The sequence below is a fragment of the Stenotrophomonas beteli genome, assembly GCF_001431665.1.
Taxonomy (GTDB): Bacteria; Pseudomonadota; Gammaproteobacteria; order Xanthomonadales; family Xanthomonadaceae; genus Stenotrophomonas; species Stenotrophomonas beteli.
Genome location: NZ_LLXV01000099.1, coordinates 14040 through 31181, shown reverse-complemented (window position 1 = coordinate 31181; position 17142 = coordinate 14040). Strand labels below are relative to the sequence as shown.

Sequence of the window (17142 nt, the reverse complement as noted above, 5' to 3'; positions counted from 1 at the left end):
AATCGTCGCAGCCGCGACTTCCCCTACGGACATGCGCGTCTTCCGGTGGCCTGATGGCTGAGCCGGGGCGGGTGCCCTGGCCGGGATTGGCGTCCTGAAATCAACTCCAAGATGGAAAGCTTCCGATGCCTCGCAGGGCATCGTGGACAATGCACCGTGTCTGATTCACGGCGGACGGTGCGTGGGGATTCCTGGGAATCCGCCGGAGTTTTCATCCATCTGGGAGTTGTCCGGTACGCCAACCCGCACCGTCCGCCACCTTGCCTCTGCGGGTGGCTTGCCGTCTGCGAGGAACCTCACCATGTCCGCACGCCCCGTATTTCCCCATCTATCCGCCCTGATCGGCGAGGCCGTCAGCCGGCTGCCCGCCGCCGCCGCCGAGCGACTGGAAACCCTGCTCGATGATCCCAACGATCTGCTGCCCGCGCTGCTGGCGCGCATGGACGGCCGCGACGGTGCCGATGGCCAGCGGTTTGAAGCGGCGGGCCTCAGCCCGGCGCAGGCTGCAACGCAGGCCGGGGTGGCACGCACATTGGCCGGTCTGGAGGTAGTGGTCCAGGTACTGCACGCTGCCGCCGCCGCGCGTGAACAGGGCGGTGCCCACCAGCAGCTCAGCCCGGATGTGGTCGATGGCCTGCTGCTGGGCGCCCGCGAACTGGTCCGCCACGCGCGCCAACAGGTGGAGTAGGTCCACGCGTATGCGGAATGCCTCTGTGATCGCAGCCGAGCGTGGGCTCGGATCTACAGCAGAACTGCAGATTCCCGCAACGCGTGGATACGCTTTGGTAGTGCCGGCCGCTGGCCGGCAACCGGGCCTCAGCCCCCCGCCAGCCTCAGATACCGCGCATGCAGGTGTTCCACCTGCGCCTGCAGGTCCTGCGGCTGCCCATCATTGACCACCACGTCATCGGCCAGTGCCAGGCGCTGCGCGCGGCTGGCCTGGGCGGCGATCATGCGGTCGGCCAGCGCGGCGTCGATGCCGTCGCGCTGCATCAGGCGGGCGTGCTGCACCGCTTCCGGCGCATCCACCAGCAGCACGCGGTCCAGCCATGGGTAGGCTTTCCGCCCACCCACCTCGGTCAGAAGCGGAATGGCCGCGATCGCATATGGGCTGCTTGCCTGTTCACACTGCTGCTGCATCAGCCGGCGGATGGCCGGGTGGGTGATGGCTTCCAGCGCCGCCCGTTCAGCCGGGTCGGCGAAGACATGAGCGCGCAATCGGGCCCGGTCCAGCTGGCCATCGGCCAGCAGCATCCCGGCACCGAAGCGTCCGGCAATCTGCGCCAGGGCCGGACTGCCGGCGTCCACCACCGCGCGCGCGGCCAGATCGGCGTCGGCCACCACGATGCCCAACGCCTCGAAGCGCCGGGTCACCTCGCTCTTGCCGGCGGCGATGCCACCGGTCAGGCCCACCACATAACGGCTCATGGGGAATCCCCTCAGCGCAGCCCGCTCAACACCAGGTAATGCTCCACCAGCGGCGCGCCCCACATGAAGTAGAGCCAGCCAGCGATGGCCAGGTAGGGGCCGAACGGAATGGGCGTAGCGCGGTCACGGCCCCGGCTGTACAGCCAGATCGAGCCGATGATGGCGCCCAGCACCGAAGACAGCAGGATGATCGGCAGGATGCCCTTCAGCCCGCACCAGGCGCCGAGGGCCGCCAGCAGCTTGAAATCGCCGTGGCCCATGCCTTCCTTGCCGGTCAGCTGCTTGAACAGCCACCAGACCGTCCACAGCGACAGGTAGCCCACCGCCGCGCCCACCAGGGCGGGCTTGGCCGGCATGTACAGGTTGTCGATGCTGCCTATCAGGCCCAGCCACATCAGGGGCAGGGTCAGCTGGTCCGGCAGCAGCTGGGTGCGCAGGTCGATGCCGGACAGGGCGATCAGGAAGCAGGTCAGCACGATGGCACCGAACCCCTGCCAGCCGAAGCCGAACTGCCAGACGCAGGCCAGCACCAGCACCGAGGTCAGGGCCTCGACCAGCGGGTACTGCAGCGAGATGGGCGCCTTGCAGTGGCGGCATTTGCCCCCCTGAACGAGCCAGCTGAACAGGGGGATGTTCTCGTACCAGCTCAGCTTGTGCTTGCAGTGCGGGCAGTGCGAGGGCTCCACCACGATCCCCGGCGGTGGCGGCTCGTAGAAGTCCGGTTCTTCCAGCACCTCGCGCGCATCGCGCTTCCACTGCCACTCCAGCCGCTTGGGCAGGCGCAGGATGACCACGTTGAGGAAACTGCCCAGTAGCAGTCCAAAAGCGGCCGCGGCGGGATAGCCGAGGCCGGGGTGCTGGTCGAGAAATGCCATTGATGCCTTTAGCCGACGACGGCGCCGAGTTTGAAGATGGGCAGGTACATCGCGATGACCAAGCCACCGACAATGGTACCAATGAACACCATGATCATCGGTTCGAGCAGGCTGCTCAAGGCATCCACGGCATTGTTCACTTCCTGCTCGTAGTATTCAGCCACCTTGAACAGCATGGCATCCAGGGCGCCGGCCTCTTCACCGATGCCGGTCATCTGGATGACCATGTGCGGGAACAGGTTCAGCTGCTTCATGGCCATGTTGACCGGGTAGCCGACCGACACGTCATCGCGCATGCGCAGCACGGCGTCGCCATAGACCTTGTTGCCGGTGGCGCCGGCCACGATGCCCAGCGCCTCCACCAGCGGCACGCCGGCCTTGAAGGTCACCGCCGTGGTGCGGGCGAAGCGGGCGATGGCGCTGTTGTGCATGATCTGGCCGATCACCGGCACCTTCAGCACCAGCCGGTCGACGGTGTGCTGCATCTTCTCCGAGCGCCGGTAGGTCATGGCGATGGCCACCACCGCCCCGATCACCACAATGGCGATCAGCCACCACCAGGACACCATGAACCGCGACAGGTTCACCACCATCTGGGTGAACGCCGGCAGGTCGGCACCGAAGTTCTTGAAGACCTCCTCGAACTGCGGCACCACCCACACCAGCAGCACGGTACTGACCAGGAAGGCCACCACCAGGACCATAGCCGGGTAGAACAGGGCCTTCTTGATCTTGCCCTTCAGTGCCTCGATGTTCTCCTTGTAGGAGGCGATCGTGTCCAGCACGGTTTCCAGCACACCGGCGCTCTCGCCGGCGCGGACCAGGTTGCGGTAGAGCTCGTCGAACTGCACCGGATGCCGGCTGATGGCCTCGTACAGCGAGGAACCGCCCTCGATGTCGGCGCGGATGCCGTCCACCATCTTCTTCATGCGCGGGTTTTTGTGCCCGCTGCCGATGATTTCCAGCGCCGAGACGATCGGCACGCCGGACTTCATCATGGTGGCCATCTGCCGGCTGAAGAAGGCAACGTCCTTGGCGGTGACCGGTTTGCCGGCGGCCCCGAGCAACGGCTTCGGCTTGGGCTTGACCTGGCCAGGGTTGATGCCCTGCTTGCGCAGTTCGGCACGCAGCAGGTTGGCGTTCTTGGCCAACTGCTCGCCCTTCATCTTGATGCCCCGCTTGTCGGTCCCCTCCCAGACAAACGGTTGCAGTTCCATCGTGGCGCGGGCCACGGGCTCTTTCTTGATCGCACTGCGACTGACAGACATGTTGGCTCCCCAAGGCCCGCCATCCCCAGGCGGGCATCCTGACCGGCGATGGTAGCCGGTTCGGGGCCGTCCGGGGAGCCCGCTGGCGTGACGCTGCGCAGGGTTTTCGACCTGCCGAGACGAAAGGTGACGTGCCGCGTCACATTGCCGCGTCCATCGCAGATTTGACGCGGGGGGGTTCCCATCCGCGAAATTGCTGCCATCATTGGCGCGGGGAAATCGGGGAGACGCTGCCATGGGAGATTGGCACGTTACCTGCGTCGATCCACCCGCGGGGACGGGCAGCCTGCTCATCCGGTCAACTGGCCGGCCGGCCGTCAGCCCCGACATCAACCACCACTCATCTTGGGGATGTACCACCATGAAGAACCAGAAGGGCTTCACCCTGATCGAACTGATGATCGTTGTTGCGATCATCGCCATCCTGGCCGCCATCGCGCTGCCGGCTTACTCGAACTACACCAAGAAGGCCAAGGTCTCGGAAGTGATCCTGGCGGCTTCTTCGCTGCGTACCGACGTGTCGGAGTACGTGGCCAGCAACAACTCGCTGCCGCCGGCATCCTGGAAGCCGGACGTCCAGACCACCCAGTACGTGTCGGCGCTGACCTGGGATTCGACCACCAAGAAGATCACCGCGACGGCCCAGAACATCTCGGGCGATATCGACGGCAAGACCATCACCCTGCTTGCCGATGACACCAACGTCGCCAATGGCGTGATTCCGAAGTGGACCTGCGAAGGCAGCATCGAGTCCAAGTACCGTCCGGGTAGCTGCCAGGGCGCGAAGGCTGCGGCTCTCTGATGCTGCAGCAGCAATAAAAGAAAGTCCCGCATGATGCGGGACTTTTTTTTTGTGGAAAGTGTTTGGTCTGGCTGGCTCACTGCCACTAGAGCGGAGGGGCTCTTGAACTATTTGGCCACCATCGTTCCGGCGACGAACTTCAATCTATTGGAGCACCTGAGTGCCGCATACTCGATGGTGTCGGTTGAGGCGGGCGCCTTCCTGCTGTTATCGCTGATTCTGCAGCGAAAGAACCTGATTGCGGTTCTGGCAAAACTATGGCCGCAGGGGGCGATGGTCAATTTCATCTGCCTGCTGATGGAAGTGGTTCTCGTCATGCCTCTCCTTGGCATGCTCATGGTGTGGATGCATGAGATGTCAGCAGTGGGGCCAGCGGCTGGATTGCGGAGCTTGTGGACGGAGCTGCCGCCGGTGCTGGCGCTTGCTGCAGTGTCGTTCATCGCTGATGGCATCAGCTATGCCCGTCACCGGCTGGAACATACGCGCTGGCTCTGGCCCATCCACGCCATGCATCACAGTGATCGCGAACTGAGCTGGTTTTCCGCTTATCGCCAGCACCCATTGAATCGGCTCTGGGCAGTCGTTTTCGACATCGGCCTTCTTCTGCTGATCGGTGTTCCGTTGTGGGCAATCTATGCTAATGCTCTTGTCCGGCATTACTACGGTCTGCTCACGCATGCCAATGTTCCATGGACATTCGGCTGGCTTGGCCGTGTGCTGGTCTCGCCGGCAATGCATCGGTGGCACCACGTGCGCGAAGGGGAAGGCGTCGGCAAGAACTTCGCTACCGTCTTTGCCATTTTTGATCTGGCATTTGGCACTTATTACGTGCCCAGCGCATGCCATTCGCCTACCGGATTGACTGATGAAGGGCACAATTCCTTCATTGTTCAAGTTTGGGCCCCTTTCAGAACGCTGTTAACCCCAATTGGGTGGACGCAAAGGCGAGGCATCCCCGCGACCGGGGACGGCGGTGCCATCAAGGAACGGATCGGGCCCGCTGACTGATCGCATGGCCCGCCACTGACGTTGTTTGGTCTGAGAAACGAGCCAGTTATCATGTCAGCAACGCATCCGCTGACGCAGCTGTTGAAGGCATTCCAGCGCATCGAGCCAGCTCACTGAGGAACATTATGAACGCTGCCTCCCCCCCCAATCTGGTCGGCATCACCGGCCTGGCCCGCCGCCTGGTCCAGGACGGTGCCCTGGACGAGGCCACTGCACGCGATGCCATGGCCAAGGCCACGGCGGCCCGCCAGCCACTTCCTACCTGGTTTGCGCAGAACAAGCTCGTCAGCGCCTCGCAGCTGGCGGCGGCCAATGCGGTCGAGTTCGGCATGCCGCTGTTCGACGTGTCCACCTTCGACGCCAGCCAGAACGCGATGAGCCTGGTCAGCGAGGAGCTGCTGCGCAAGCACAACGTGCTGCCGCTGTTCAAGCGCGGCGGCAAGCTGTTCGTGGGCACCAGCAATCCGACCCACGCACTGGACGAGATCAAGTTCCACACCAACCTGGTGGTGGAGACCATCCTGGTCGATGAAGACCAGATCCGCCGCACGCTGGAGCAGTGGCATGCCAGCCACGACACCATCGGCGATGCGCTCGGCGGCGACGACGAGGGGATGGCCAACCTCGATGTCGGCCTTGGCGACGAAGACAATGCCGGTGGCGACTCCGGCATCGACGCCAAGGGCGACGACACGCCGGTGGTGAAGTTCGTCAACAAGGTGCTGGTCGATGCCATCCGCAAGGGCGCCTCGGATATCCACTTCGAGCCGTACGAAGACGACTATCGCGTGCGCCTGCGCATCGACGGCCTGCTGAAGATGGTCGCGCGTGCACCGGTGAAGCTGAACCAGCGCATCGCCGCGCGCCTGAAGGTGATGGCGCAGCTGGATATCGCCGAAAAACGCGTGCCGCAGGACGGGCGCATCAAGCTGAACCTGTCCAAGACCAAGCAGATCGACTTCCGCGTCAGCACGCTGCCAACCCTGTTCGGTGAGAAGGTGGTGCTGCGTATCCTGGATGGCAGCGCGGCCAAGCTGGGCATCGACAAGCTGGGCTACGAGCCGGACCAGCAGAAGCTGTTCATGGATGCCATCCACAAGCCCTACGGCATGGTGCTGGTGACCGGCCCGACCGGTTCGGGCAAGACGGTGTCGCTGTACACCGCGCTGGGCATCCTCAACGACGAGACCCGCAACATCTCCACCGCCGAAGACCCGGTGGAAATCCGCCTGCCCGGCGTCAACCAGGTGCAGCAGAACAACAAGCGCGGCATGACCTTCGCCGCCGCACTGCGCTCGTTCCTGCGCCAGGATCCGGACATCATCATGGTCGGCGAAATCCGCGACCTGGAAACGGCCGAGATTGCCATCAAGGCGGCGCAGACCGGTCACATGGTGCTTTCCACGCTGCATACCAACGATGCGCCGCAGACCATCGCGCGACTGATGAACATGGGTATCGCGCCGTACAACATCACCAGTTCGGTGACGCTGGTGATCGCCCAGCGCCTGGCGCGCCGCCTGTGCCCGAACTGCAAGCGCCCGGCACAGTTGCCCGAACATGCGCTGCTGGCCGAGGGCTTCAGCCAGGCGCAGCTGGATGCCGGCATCGAGCTGTATGAGGCGGTGGGCTGCGATGAATGCACCGAAGGCTACAAGGGGCGTACCGGCGTCTACCAGGTCATGCCGATGACCGATGAGATCGCCACCATCGTGCTGGCTGGTGGCAACGCACTGCAGATTGCCGAGGCAGCGCAGCAGATCGGGGTTAATGATCTGCGCCAGTCGGCATTGAAGAAGGCAGCGGCCGGTATCACCAGCCTGGCCGAGATCAATCGCGTTACCAAGGATTGAGGTAGAGCCGAGCCTATGCTCGGCTGATGGCCCGAAGAGCAGCCGAGCGTGGGCTCGGCTCTACAGTAGATCCACGCCATGCGTGGATGGGGTGGCCCGCGTCGGGTCAGAGCCCTTTCCTTTGGAAAGGGATCCGACCCGGGGCTTACTCCATGCCCAGCTTCTTCAGCTTGTAGCGCAGCGCACGGAAGGTGATGCCCAGCTGTGCGGCGGTGCGGGTCTTGTTCCAGCGGTTCTCTTCCAGCGCGCGCTGGATGGCACTGCGCTCGAGCTGCTCGATGTATGAGGGCAGGGCGGCGCTGCCGGGGTGCAGGTCGGCCACGGCCTCAGCCGGCGCGGCGCTGCCCGGTGCGCGCGGTGCATGCTGGGGCAGGCGCAGATCATCAGCACCGATGCAGTCTTCTTCGGCCAGCGCCAGTGCGCGTTCGAGGATGTTCTCCAGTTCGCGTACGTTGCCGGGGAAGCTGTACTGGGCCAACGCCTCCAGTGCCGAAGGCGCCAGCAGCGGCGTGCCGCGCCCGTGGCTGCGGGCCAGGCGCGCCAGCACGGCCGCGGCCAGTTCCGGCAGATCCTGGCGTCGCTCGCGCAGCGGCGGCACCTTCAGCTCGATCACGTTGATGCGGTAATACAGGTCATGGCGGAAGCGGCCATCCTCGACCAGCTCGGCCAGATCCTTGTGGGTGGCCGAGAGGATGCGCACGTCCACCGGCTCCTCGTTGGCGGCGCCGACCGCACGCACTGATTTTTCCTGGATCGCGCGCAGCAGCTTTACCTGCATCTGCAGTGGCAGTTCGGCCACTTCGTCCAGGAACAGGGTGCCGCCATGCGCGGCCTGGAACAGGCCGGGCTTGTCGGCATGGGCGCCGCTGAAGCTGCCCTTGCGATGGCCGAAGAACTCGCTTTCCATCAGTTCGCCAGGGATGGCGCCGCAGTTGACCGGCACGAACGGGCCGGCCGCGCGTGCGCCCTGGGCGTGGATGGTGCGCGCCACCAGCTCCTTGCCGACCCCGGATTCACCCAGGATGTAGACCGGCGCCTGGCTGCGCGCGACCTTGCCGATGGTGGTGCGCAGCACGTCCATCGCCGGCGACGCGCCCAGCAGGCGCGCGCCCTGGTCGGCGCTGGGGCCGGGTGCGGGGCGGTCGGCGTTGTTGAGTTCCAGCGCGTGCTTGACCAGCCCGCGCAGCACGGCGATGTCCACCGGCTTGCTCACGAAGTCGAAGGCACCGGCCTTCAGCGCTTCCACCGCCAGGTCCATGCTGCCGAAGGCGGTGATCATCGCTACCGGCGTGCGCGGGTAGTGCTGGGCAATCTCACTCACCAGCTCGATGCCGTTGCCGTCGGGCAAGCGCATGTCGGTGATGCACAGGTCGTACGGATTGCTGGCCAGCAGCTCGCGCGCTTCGGCAAGGTTGGCCGCGGTACTGATGCGCAGCCCCATACGGCCAAGCGTCAGGACCAGCAGTTCGCGGATGTCGCGTTCATCGTCGACGACGAGGGCGCTGCGGGTTTCGTTCATGGGCGGAGAAGATAAACGAGGGGGCTGGAAGCGACAAATGTTTGACGCACAGATCTGCAATCAGGTGGGCAGCAGGGTGTGCGGACCGGGCAGCACCAGGCGGAAGCAGGAACCACCGGCAGGCACCGGGATGTAGTCCAGGCGCGCCTGGTTGGCACGGCACAGTTCGCGGGCGATATACAGCCCCAGGCCGGTGCCGTGCTCGGAGGTGGTGAAGAATGGCCGGAACAGTTGCGCGGCCACGCTTTCGGGAATACCGGGGCCACGGTCCATCACGTCGATCACCGCGCTGCGTTCGTGCTGGGCCACGCGCAGGCGCACGCGTGCCGGTTGCTGGCCGATGCGGCCGTACTTCAGCGCGTTGTGCACCAGCACGGTCAGCACCTGGTACAGGTGCTTGCTGTCGACCTGGGCCATCACCGAGGTGTCGTTGATGATCGGCTCGATGCTGTCCGTCTCCAGTGTCTGGCCTTGCTTGTACTCCAGCACGAAACGCCGGACGAAGGCGGCCAGGTCGACGTTCTCCGGCGTGGCGCGTTCGCGCCGGGCCAGGCCCAGCACGCTTTCGACGATGCCGTTGGTGCGCTGGCACTGCTGGCGGATGATCTGCAGCAGGCGACGGTCGCTTTCGTTGAAACCGGTGCCTTCTTCCAGCAGCTGTACGGCGTAGTTGATGGCCGCCAGCGGATTGCGGATTTCATGGGCCAGGCTGGCCGAGAAGCGCCCCATGGCCGACAGCGTGAGCGATTCGGCACGGCGCGAAACCACGCTGGAATCGTCCAGGAACACCAGCGCCAGATCGCTGCCGGCCAACAGGCGGGCGAAACGCGGCTGCACTTCGGGTTGGTCCGGGTTGAGCTGCAACGGCAGTTCTTCCTGTGCCCAGCCGTTGCGCCAGCGCTGCAGGCGGCGGGCCAGTTCCGGTGCGGCGCTGGCCAGATCCAAGCGGCCGCTTTCGCCGTTGCCCTCGTTGTCGCCCAGCAGCATCGAGGCCGCTTCGTTGGCCAGGGTGATGCGGTTGTCGGCGTCCACCACCAGCACGCCGGTGCGCATGCGGCGGATGATCAGTTCATTGATCTGGAACAGGTTGGCCACTTCGTCGCCGCGCTGGTTGGCCAGCTGCTGGTTGCGACGCGCGCGGTTGCCGACCTGGTAGCTGATGAAGGCCAAGGCCAGGTAGCTGGTGGCGAACATCGCCAGTTCGGCCAGCGTGCGGGTGGGATCACCGCCTTCCAGCAGTTTCCAGGTGTACTCCACGCCCGTGGCCAGGCTGGCGGCCAGCGCCAGGCCCAGGCCCAGGCTGAGCGGCAGCAGGGTGGCGGCGGCGGCGATGTTGAACAGCAGCGACATCGAGATGCCGGCGCTGGCACCGGGCAGGGCATGCGAAAGCAGGGTGGCGGCGACGATGTCCACCAGCACGCCACTGACCACGATCGGGCGCAGCCAGCGTTCATTGCGGCCGATCGCCAGCGCCAGCAGCGACAGCAGCAGGTAGATCACCGCGACGGTATCGGCCAGGCGCGGGTGGTGGGCTTCGCCGACCATGGCCGACAGCGGGCTGTACAGCAGGCCGGCAATGACCGCGGCGATCAGCACCCGGTACAGCGCAAAGAAGTACAGCTCACGCCGCGGGATCGATTCGATGCGGTCGATCAATGAAGCACTGGGTGACACGCCGGAACTCCCCTTCTGGCTGCCTGGGTCTGGAATCTGCGGCGGGCCTGCCTGGCGTCCCCTGAAGCCGGGCCGGTTCGTCGCTTCGATGTGGCCTTCGGTGGAAGCTGTCGAGCAACCTCGACTCTTCACACCCCGGTTGACCAGTATAGGGCCCCCGGACAGGTGCCGCCGGGGCGCCCTGGATCGCGCATTTGGCCCGCTGTGGATACCGGTGGCCAGCCCCGCCCCTGGCGCAACTGCCTGAATGATGGCGGAAAACTGGCCGGGTCTGGCGCTCTGTACGGACTTCTTTGCGCCCCGGCGCCGGCTCGGCCACAATAGTGGGCCCGCCGCGGTCCATGCCGGCGCCCCGCCGGGGCCCTGAGGAATTGCGTGCGGTCGTTCCTATTCCCACGGTGACGCATGAATTTCCACGAATACCAGTCAAAACAACTGCTTGCCGAGTACGGCATCCCGGTCCCGGCCGGCAAGGTCGCTGCGACCCCGGACGAAGCGGTTGCCGCTGCCAACTCCCTGGGCCAGGGCCCCTGGATGGTCAAGGCGCAGATCCACGCTGGCGGCCGCGGCAAGGCTGGCGGCGTCAAGTTCTGCAAGACCACCGACGACGTGAAGGCCGCTGCGGCCAAGATGCTCGGCACCAAGATGGCCACCTACCAGACCGCTGGCGTTGAACTGCCGGTCAACCTGGTGCTGGTGACCACCGCCGGCGAGATCGTCAAGGAACTGTACCTGTCGGTGCTGGTCGACCGTGGCACCAAGACCATCACCTACATCGCCTCTTCGGAAGGCGGCGTGGAGATCGAGCAGGTTGCCGCTGAAACCCCGGAGCTGATCCACTCGCTGAACGTCGACTTCGTCGAAGGCGTGCAGGGTTACCACGGCCGCGATTTCGGCTTCAAGCTGGGCCTGACCGCCAAGCAGGCCGGCCAGTTCGCCAGCATCATGGTAAACCTGTACCGCCTGTTCAACGAAAAGGACCTGGCGCTGGTTGAAATCAACCCGCTGGCCATCCTGGACGACGGCAACCTGTACGCGCTGGACGGCAAGTTCGACAGCGACGACAACGCCGCATTCCGCCAGAAGGCCCTGGTCGCCATGCGCGACAAGACCCAGGAAGATCCGACCGAAGTGATCGCTTCGGAACTGGACATCAACTACGTCACCATGGACGGCAACATCGGCTGCATGGTGAACGGCGCCGGCCTGGCCATGGCCACCATGGACGTCATCAAGCTCAACGGCGGCGAGCCGGCGAACTTCCTGGACGTGGGCGGCGGTGCCAACAAGCAGCGCGTCATTGAAGCCTTCAAGCTGATCCTGTCCTCGGACAAGGTCGAAGGCATCTTCGTCAACATCTTCGGCGGCATCGTCCGCTGCGACATGATCGCCGAAGGCATCATCGCCGCCGTGAAGGAAGTGGGCGTCAAGGTTCCGGTGGTGGTGCGCCTGGAAGGCACCAACGTGGAAGAAGGCAAGCAGCTGCTGCGTGACAGCGGCATGGCCATCATCCCGGCTGACAACATCAACGATGGCGCCAAGAAGATCGTTGAAGCTGTCAAGAACGCCGCCTGATACCGACACCAAGGAATTCCAATGTCTGTTTTGATCAACAAGAACACCAAGGTGATCGTGCAGGGCTTCACCGGCCAGCAGGGCACCTTCCACGCCACTCAGATGATCGAGTACGGCACCCAGGTTGTCGGCGGCGTGACCCCGGGCAAGGGTGGCACCACCCATATCGACCTGCCGGTCTTCAACACCGTGGCCGACGCCGTGCAGAGCACCGGCGCCAACGCTTCGGTCATCTACGTGCCGCCGCCGTACGCGGCTGACGCGATCCTGGAAGCCGCTGCTGCCGGCATCAAGGTCATCGTCTGCATCACCGAAGGCATCCCGGTGCTGGACATGCTGCGCGTGAAGAACGTGCTGACCCGTTCGCATCCGGACACCGTGCTGATCGGGCCGAACTGCCCGGGCGTCATCACCCCCGGTGAGTGCAAGATCGGCATCATGCCGGGCCACATCCACCAGCCGGGCAAGATCGGCATCGTGTCGCGTTCGGGCACCCTGACCTATGAAGCGGTCAAGCAGACCACCGAAGTCGGCCTGGGCCAGTCCACCTGCATCGGCATCGGTGGTGACCCGATCAACGGCCTGAACTTCGTCGACTGCCTGAAGCTGTTCAACGAAGACCCGCAGACCGAAGGCATCATCATGGTTGGCGAAATCGGCGGCGACGCCGAGGAAGCCGGCGCCGAGTACATCAAGAACCACGTGAAGAAGCCGGTTGTCGGTTTCATCGCCGGTGCGTCGGCTCCGGCCGGCAAGCGCATGGGCCACGCCGGTGCGATCGCCTCGGGCGGCAAGGGCACTGCTGAAGGCAAGTTCGCCGCGATGGAAGCTGCCGGTGTTGTCACCGTCCGCTCGCCGGGCGACCTGGGCGCTGCCATCGCCAAGCTGGTGAAATAAGAGTGTTGCCGGCCCTCCGCCGGCGCTCTCTTGTAGAGTCGAGCCATGCTCGACTTGGGTGAAACAGAAAGGCCGCCTCCGGGCGGCCTTTCTGCGTCTGGTGTGAGTCAGATCCCTATTGCTGCGCAAAAGGGATCTGACCCCGGCGTTACAATGGCGGCATTGCAACCACAGGCTGGATTCCCATGGCTACGATCCGCATCGCGATGGCGCAGTTCGACTTCCCGGTCGGCGATGTTGCCGGCAACACCGAGCGCATCATCGAGATGATCGGCCAGGCGCGCGACGAGCATGGCGCCGAGCTGGTGATGTTCCCCGAGCTGGCGGTGAGCGGTTATCCGCCGGAGGACCTGCTGCTGCGTCCCGGCTTCCTGTTCGAATGCGAGCAGGCGATGGGCCGTATCGCTGCTGCCTGCCGTGGCATCACCGCCGTGGTCGGCTGGCCGCAGGCGGCTGGCGCGGTGGTCTACAACGCTGCCAGCGTGCTGCGCGACGGCCTGGTCGAGCAGACCTACCGCAAGCGCGAGCTGCCCAACTACGCGGTGTTCGACGAGCGTCGCTACTTCGATGTCGATCCGGATGGCGGCAGCTGCGTGTTCGAGATCAACGGCATTCCGGTCGGCCTGCTGATCTGCGAGGACCTGTGGTTCGCCGAGCCGCTGGCCGACACCGTGCGCGCCGGCGCGCAGCTGGTGGTGGTGCCCAATGCTTCGCCGTACGAGCGCGGCAAGCATGCCCAGCGCGATGCGGTGCTGGCCGCTCGCACGCGCGAGAGCGGGGCGGCGATCGCCTACCTGAACGTGGTGGGTGGCCAGGATGCGCTGGTGTTCGATGGCGCCTCGGTGGTGGCCGATGGCGACGGTACGGTGCACCCGGCCGCCGCCGCCTTCGTCGACCAGTGGCTGGTAGTGGAGTATGACGGCGAAACCCGCCGCTTCATGCCGCACGTGTGGATGGACGATGGCGACGAAAGCATGGATGCGCTGGCCTGGCGCGCGGTGACCCGTGGCATCCAGGACTACTGCCGCAAGAACGGCTTCAAGAAGGTGTGGCTGGGCCTGTCCGGTGGCATCGATTCGGCGCTGGTGCTGGCCCTGGCCGTCGATGCGATGGGCGCTGAGAACGTGACCGCGGTGCGCCTGCCCTCGCGCTACACCGCAGGCCTGTCCAACGACCTGGCCGCCGAGCAGTGCCAGGCGCTGGGTGTGAAGCTGGAGGCGGTCTCGATCGAACCGGCGTTCAAGGGCCTGATGGAATCGCTGGCGCCGATGTTCGAAGGCACGACCCCGGACGTGACCGAAGAGAACCTGCAGTCGCGCAGCCGTGGCGTGATCCTGATGGCGCTGGCCAACAAGTTCGGTGGCCTGCTGCTGACCACCGGCAACAAGAGCGAGTACGCGGTCGGCTACGCCACCATCTACGGCGACATGTGCGGTGGCTACGCGCCGCTGAAGGACCTGTACAAGACCGAGGTGTTCGGTCTTTCCAAGTGGCGCAACACCGTGGGCGGCGCGCCGGTGATCCCGCCGGCGGTGATCAGCCGCCCGCCGTCGGCCGAGCTGCGCGAGAACCAGTTGGACCAGGATTCGCTGCCGGCCTACGACGTGCTGGACGGCATCCTGTACCGCTACATCGACCAGGAGCAGTCGCGCACGGAGATCGTGGCCGCCGGCTACGACGCGGCCGTGGTCGACCGCGTGCTGCGCCTGGTGCGCATCAGCGAGTGGAAGCGGCACCAGGCCGCGCCGGGGCCGAAGGTCTCGCGCCGGGCATTCGGCCGCGAGCGTCGTTACCCGATCAGCAACGGCTACAAGGGCTGAGGGAGCCGTTGGCAGGTAGTGCCGGCCGCTGGCCGGCAACCCGTATCCCGCGTATCCACGCATGGCGTGGATCTACCGGGCGTCGTCGAGCAGCTGTTCGAGGCCGGCGGTTTCCGCAGCGTCGTTGAAGTGGCCGTCCCCCAGCCGGGCTCGTACGAACGCCAGGCCGTCCGCAGCGGCCGCGTCCAGCGTGCCGCGGTGGTCGACCGGATAGCGCCGGAACGCTACCGGCTCGCCTCGCAGGGCCAGGCCTGCGGCATACAGCAGGGTGGTCAGATAGGGTACGTCGCGGTCCTCGCTGCCATGGCCCAGCATCAGCGGTTGGCTGAAGCCACGGCGCGGTACGCCGAGATAGTCGTACAGCACCGCCCAGATGCCCGGCACGCTGGTCAGCGGTTCAGTGAACATGCTGCCGGTATCTGCGCCCTCCAGCGTGGTGGCCAGTTCGCCCAGGCACTGCTCGCGTGCCACTGCCACGCGGGCGCGGCCGGTGTCGCTGAGGACGCGATCGATCTGCGGCGCGACCTGCAGCAGGCCATCGAGCAGATACGCGTGATACGCATTGAGTGCGCCAGGATTGGCGGTGCGGTTGTCGGGCTTCATCACCAGAGCGGTCAGCTCGACCGCGGTAGGCGTACCGGTGGTGAAGCTGCCGCGGTAGTGCAACGACGGCCCACCATAGGTGGGGGCGATGTGGCCTGCCGTGAGCGCGGCGGCACCGCCCTGCGAATGGCCGACCGAGACCCAGCGCGGCGACAGCGTTGCGTTGCCCAGGTACTGGCGGCTGGCTTTGACGAGGTCGATGGCGTTGCGCGCGGCGGTGCGCACGTGCAGGTAGGCATGGTCACCTGGACTGCCGAGGCCCTGGTAGTCTGCGGCCACCACCGCATAGCCCTGTGCCAGGAACTGATCGAGGAAGCGCCCGTCGCGTTCGGGTTGGTAAGGCCCCGACACTGAAGGCGCACAGCGGTCCGCGATGCCCTGGGTGCCATGTGCCCACGACACCACCGGCCAGCCACCTGCAGGCACCGCGCCGGCGGGCAGGTACAGCAGGCCGGTGCCTTCGGCCAGCTGGCCGCGATGATCCGGGGTGCGGTACTGCAGCTTGTAGGCCTGCGCGGCCTTGGACGGCACCCATGACGCGCGATAGGGGGCTGCGGACAGCAGATCACCCGGAGCGGCCGGCGCGGCGCTTATGGGGCTGGACGACAGGGCCAGCAGGGCCGTGGCGATGACACACGAGAGGGGCCGGAAACGACGGGACAGTGGGGACATGGGCGCTCCTTGACGGCCGGGATGGCCGTTGCGCCGCAGTGTGGGGGGCGTTGCCGGAGCGGGATGCGACCGGCGTCGCATCCGTCGGGGATTCGTAGGATTCCTAGGTGCCGGCCCCGGTGCGGGGAGGCCGCCGAGGAGAGCAGTCGAGCATGGCTCGACTCTACAAAAGAAGAAGGGCCCCTTGCGGGGCCCTTTGCTCTCTTATTTCTTTTCCAGTCGCGCGTTGCGCTGGCCGGTACTGGCGGATTTCTCGCCGGCAAACGGGTTCAGCTTGCGGATCATCCACGGGTACTTCGGCCACTTGCCTTCCAGCCACGGGTGATCCGGCTGGTTCAGCTGCAGCACGCGACGGGCATCGTCGGCCAGCGTCTTGTTGCCCAGGTGGGTGTAGGAGTCGGCCAGCACGGCCACGGCGTCGTACTGGAAGGCGCTCTGCGGGTAGGTTTCCAGCAGGTAATTGGCGCGGCCCACGGCCGAGACCCAGGCGCCGCGGCGCATGTAGTACAGGGCGTTGTCCAGTTCGTGCTGGGCGAACACGTCACGCAGCTCCAGCATGCGCTGGCGCGCATCGGCGGCGTAGCGGCTGTTGGGGTAACGATCAACCACGATGTTGAAGTCCGAGTACGCCTGGTGCGGCGTGGACAGATCGCGGCGGCTGGCGTCCAGCGACCATACGCGGCGCAGGAAAACCGTACTGCGGTTGGAGTTGGCCAGGCCGCGCAGGTAGTACAGGTAGGCGATGTTGCGATGGGTCGGGTAGGTACGGATGAAGCGGTCGATGCTGGACACCGCATCATCGTGCTTGCCGGCCTTGTACTGGGCGTAGGCGGTCTCGATCATCGCCTGTTCGGTGTACGGGCCGTAGGGGTACTGGGCCACCAGGCGGCGGAAGCTGGCTTCGGCGCCGCTCCAGTTGCCACCCTGCATCAGCTTGTGGCTCTTCTCGTACAGCTGTTCGACCGGCACGCCCTCGTCGGGGCGATCACCCTTCTTGGCGCCGCGGTGGCAACCGGTGGCGGCGATGACCAGCACCAGCAGCAGGGCGGTGAGGCGGACGGGCGCGGAGAGCATGACGGAGCGTCGGATCATGGGGTCGAGGCGGGACGCGGCTGGAATACGAAGGGTCGATGATAGCCTAGTGTCCT

The 17142-nt window shown here is 65.5% G+C and carries 14 protein-coding genes; 7 read left to right on the top strand and 7 right to left on the bottom strand.

Features of this window, described 5'->3' with window-relative positions; translation table 11 throughout:
* The first annotated feature begins 301 nt into the window (after positions 1 to 301).
* Positions 302 to 688 (top strand): hypothetical protein, encoded by a 387-nt coding sequence (locus tag ARC23_RS19920; protein WP_057498799.1) that lies wholly within the window; start codon positions 302 to 304, stop codon positions 686 to 688.
* A gap of 128 nt (positions 689 to 816) precedes the next feature.
* On the opposite strand, the gene coaE is transcribed toward ARC23_RS19920, so the two are convergent.
* The 3 genes from coaE to ARC23_RS19905 are packed head-to-tail and all read right to left on the bottom strand — an operon-like array spanning position 817 to position 3571.
* Entirely contained in the window at positions 817 to 1428 is a 612-nt protein-coding gene (coaE, locus tag ARC23_RS19915; RefSeq protein WP_057498798.1) for a dephospho-CoA kinase, read from the bottom strand.
* A gap of 11 nt (positions 1429 to 1439) precedes the next feature.
* Positions 1440 to 2303, bottom strand: coding sequence for a prepilin peptidase (locus ARC23_RS19910; protein ID WP_057498797.1), 864 nt, complete (start codon positions 2301 to 2303; stop codon positions 1440 to 1442).
* An 8-nt stretch (positions 2304 to 2311) separates the two neighbouring features.
* Entirely contained in the window at positions 2312 to 3571 is a 1260-nt protein-coding gene (locus ARC23_RS19905; protein ID WP_057498796.1) for a type II secretion system F family protein, read from the bottom strand.
* Between the two features lie 361 nt (positions 3572 to 3932).
* Between ARC23_RS19905 and ARC23_RS19900 the strand changes: the two genes are divergently transcribed.
* The 3 genes from ARC23_RS19900 (at position 3933) to pilB (ending at position 7234) form a co-directional block, all read left to right on the top strand.
* Positions 3933 to 4373: a pilin gene (locus tag ARC23_RS19900; protein WP_057498795.1), complete on the top strand. Its 441-nt coding sequence runs from the start codon at positions 3933 to 3935 to the stop codon at positions 4371 to 4373.
* A gap of 102 nt (positions 4374 to 4475) precedes the next feature.
* Positions 4476 to 5381 carry a sterol desaturase family protein gene (locus ARC23_RS19895; RefSeq protein ID WP_160321672.1) on the top strand — a complete coding sequence of 302 codons (906 nt, stop codon included), beginning with the start codon at positions 4476 to 4478 and terminating at the stop codon, positions 5379 to 5381.
* A gap of 125 nt (positions 5382 to 5506) precedes the next feature.
* Positions 5507 to 7234, top strand: a complete 1728-nt coding sequence (gene pilB / locus ARC23_RS19890; protein WP_057498793.1) for a type IV-A pilus assembly ATPase PilB — start codon at positions 5507 to 5509, stop codon at positions 7232 to 7234.
* A 145-nt stretch (positions 7235 to 7379) separates the two neighbouring features.
* Here pilB and ARC23_RS19885 read toward each other — a convergent pair whose 3' ends face one another.
* Together ARC23_RS19885 and ARC23_RS19880 are read right to left on the bottom strand one after the other, a co-directional pair.
* On the bottom strand, positions 7380 to 8753 hold the full coding sequence (locus tag ARC23_RS19885) for a sigma-54-dependent transcriptional regulator (protein ID WP_057498792.1): 1374 nt from the start codon (positions 8751 to 8753) through the stop codon (positions 7380 to 7382).
* A gap of 60 nt (positions 8754 to 8813) precedes the next feature.
* Positions 8814 to 10427, bottom strand: a complete 1614-nt coding sequence (locus tag ARC23_RS19880; protein ID WP_057498791.1) for a sensor histidine kinase — start codon at positions 10425 to 10427, stop codon at positions 8814 to 8816.
* Between the two features lie 405 nt (positions 10428 to 10832).
* On the opposite strand from ARC23_RS19880, the gene sucC reads away from it, so the two are divergent.
* The 3 genes from sucC (at position 10833) to ARC23_RS19865 (ending at position 14719) form a co-directional block, all read left to right on the top strand.
* A complete protein-coding gene (gene sucC / locus ARC23_RS19875; RefSeq protein WP_004154430.1) occupies positions 10833 to 12002 on the top strand; it encodes an ADP-forming succinate--CoA ligase subunit beta in 1170 nt (389 codons plus the stop codon).
* A 21-nt stretch (positions 12003 to 12023) separates the two neighbouring features.
* Positions 12024 to 12899: a succinate--CoA ligase subunit alpha gene (sucD, locus tag ARC23_RS19870; protein ID WP_005410793.1), complete on the top strand. Its 876-nt coding sequence runs from the start codon at positions 12024 to 12026 to the stop codon at positions 12897 to 12899.
* 185 nt (positions 12900 to 13084) lie between these two features.
* Positions 13085 to 14719, top strand: a complete 1635-nt coding sequence (locus ARC23_RS19865; protein ID WP_057498790.1) for an NAD+ synthase — start codon at positions 13085 to 13087, stop codon at positions 14717 to 14719.
* Between the two features lie 72 nt (positions 14720 to 14791).
* On the opposite strand, the gene ARC23_RS19860 is transcribed toward ARC23_RS19865, so the two are convergent.
* Together ARC23_RS19860 and ARC23_RS19855 are read right to left on the bottom strand one after the other, a co-directional pair.
* Positions 14792 to 15994: a lipase family protein gene (locus ARC23_RS19860; protein WP_057498789.1), complete on the bottom strand. Its 1203-nt coding sequence runs from the start codon at positions 15992 to 15994 to the stop codon at positions 14792 to 14794.
* Positions 15995 to 16198: 204 nt separating this feature from the next.
* Positions 16199 to 17086 carry an outer membrane protein assembly factor BamD gene (locus tag ARC23_RS19855; RefSeq protein WP_057498788.1) on the bottom strand — a complete coding sequence of 296 codons (888 nt, stop codon included), beginning with the start codon at positions 17084 to 17086 and terminating at the stop codon, positions 16199 to 16201.
* Positions 17087 to 17142 lie beyond the last annotated feature (56 nt).

What these genes read in the sequence shown, in the direction of transcription:
- ARC23_RS19920 (WP_057498799.1), top strand. Translation starts at nt 302, where the DNA reads ATGTCCGCACGCCCCGTATTTCCCCATCTATCCGCCCTGATCGGCGAG.
- coaE (WP_057498798.1), bottom strand. Translation starts at nt 1,428, where the DNA reads ATGAGCCGTTATGTGGTGGGCCTGACCGGTGGCATCGCCGCCGGCAAG.
- ARC23_RS19910 (WP_057498797.1), bottom strand. Translation starts at nt 2,303, where the DNA reads ATGGCATTTCTCGACCAGCACCCCGGCCTCGGCTATCCCGCCGCGGCC.
- ARC23_RS19905 (WP_057498796.1), bottom strand. Translation starts at nt 3,571, where the DNA reads ATGTCTGTCAGTCGCAGTGCGATCAAGAAAGAGCCCGTGGCCCGCGCC.
- ARC23_RS19900 (WP_057498795.1), top strand. Translation starts at nt 3,933, where the DNA reads ATGAAGAACCAGAAGGGCTTCACCCTGATCGAACTGATGATCGTTGTT.
- pilB (WP_057498793.1), top strand. Translation starts at nt 5,507, where the DNA reads ATGAACGCTGCCTCCCCCCCCAATCTGGTCGGCATCACCGGCCTGGCC.
- ARC23_RS19885 (WP_057498792.1), bottom strand. Translation starts at nt 8,753, where the DNA reads ATGAACGAAACCCGCAGCGCCCTCGTCGTCGACGATGAACGCGACATC.
- sucC (WP_004154430.1), top strand. Translation starts at nt 10,833, where the DNA reads ATGAATTTCCACGAATACCAGTCAAAACAACTGCTTGCCGAGTACGGC.
- sucD (WP_005410793.1), top strand. Translation starts at nt 12,024, where the DNA reads ATGTCTGTTTTGATCAACAAGAACACCAAGGTGATCGTGCAGGGCTTC.
- ARC23_RS19865 (WP_057498790.1), top strand. Translation starts at nt 13,085, where the DNA reads ATGGCTACGATCCGCATCGCGATGGCGCAGTTCGACTTCCCGGTCGGC.
- ARC23_RS19860 (WP_057498789.1), bottom strand. Translation starts at nt 15,994, where the DNA reads ATGTCCCCACTGTCCCGTCGTTTCCGGCCCCTCTCGTGTGTCATCGCC.
- ARC23_RS19855 (WP_057498788.1), bottom strand. Translation starts at nt 17,086, where the DNA reads ATGATCCGACGCTCCGTCATGCTCTCCGCGCCCGTCCGCCTCACCGCC.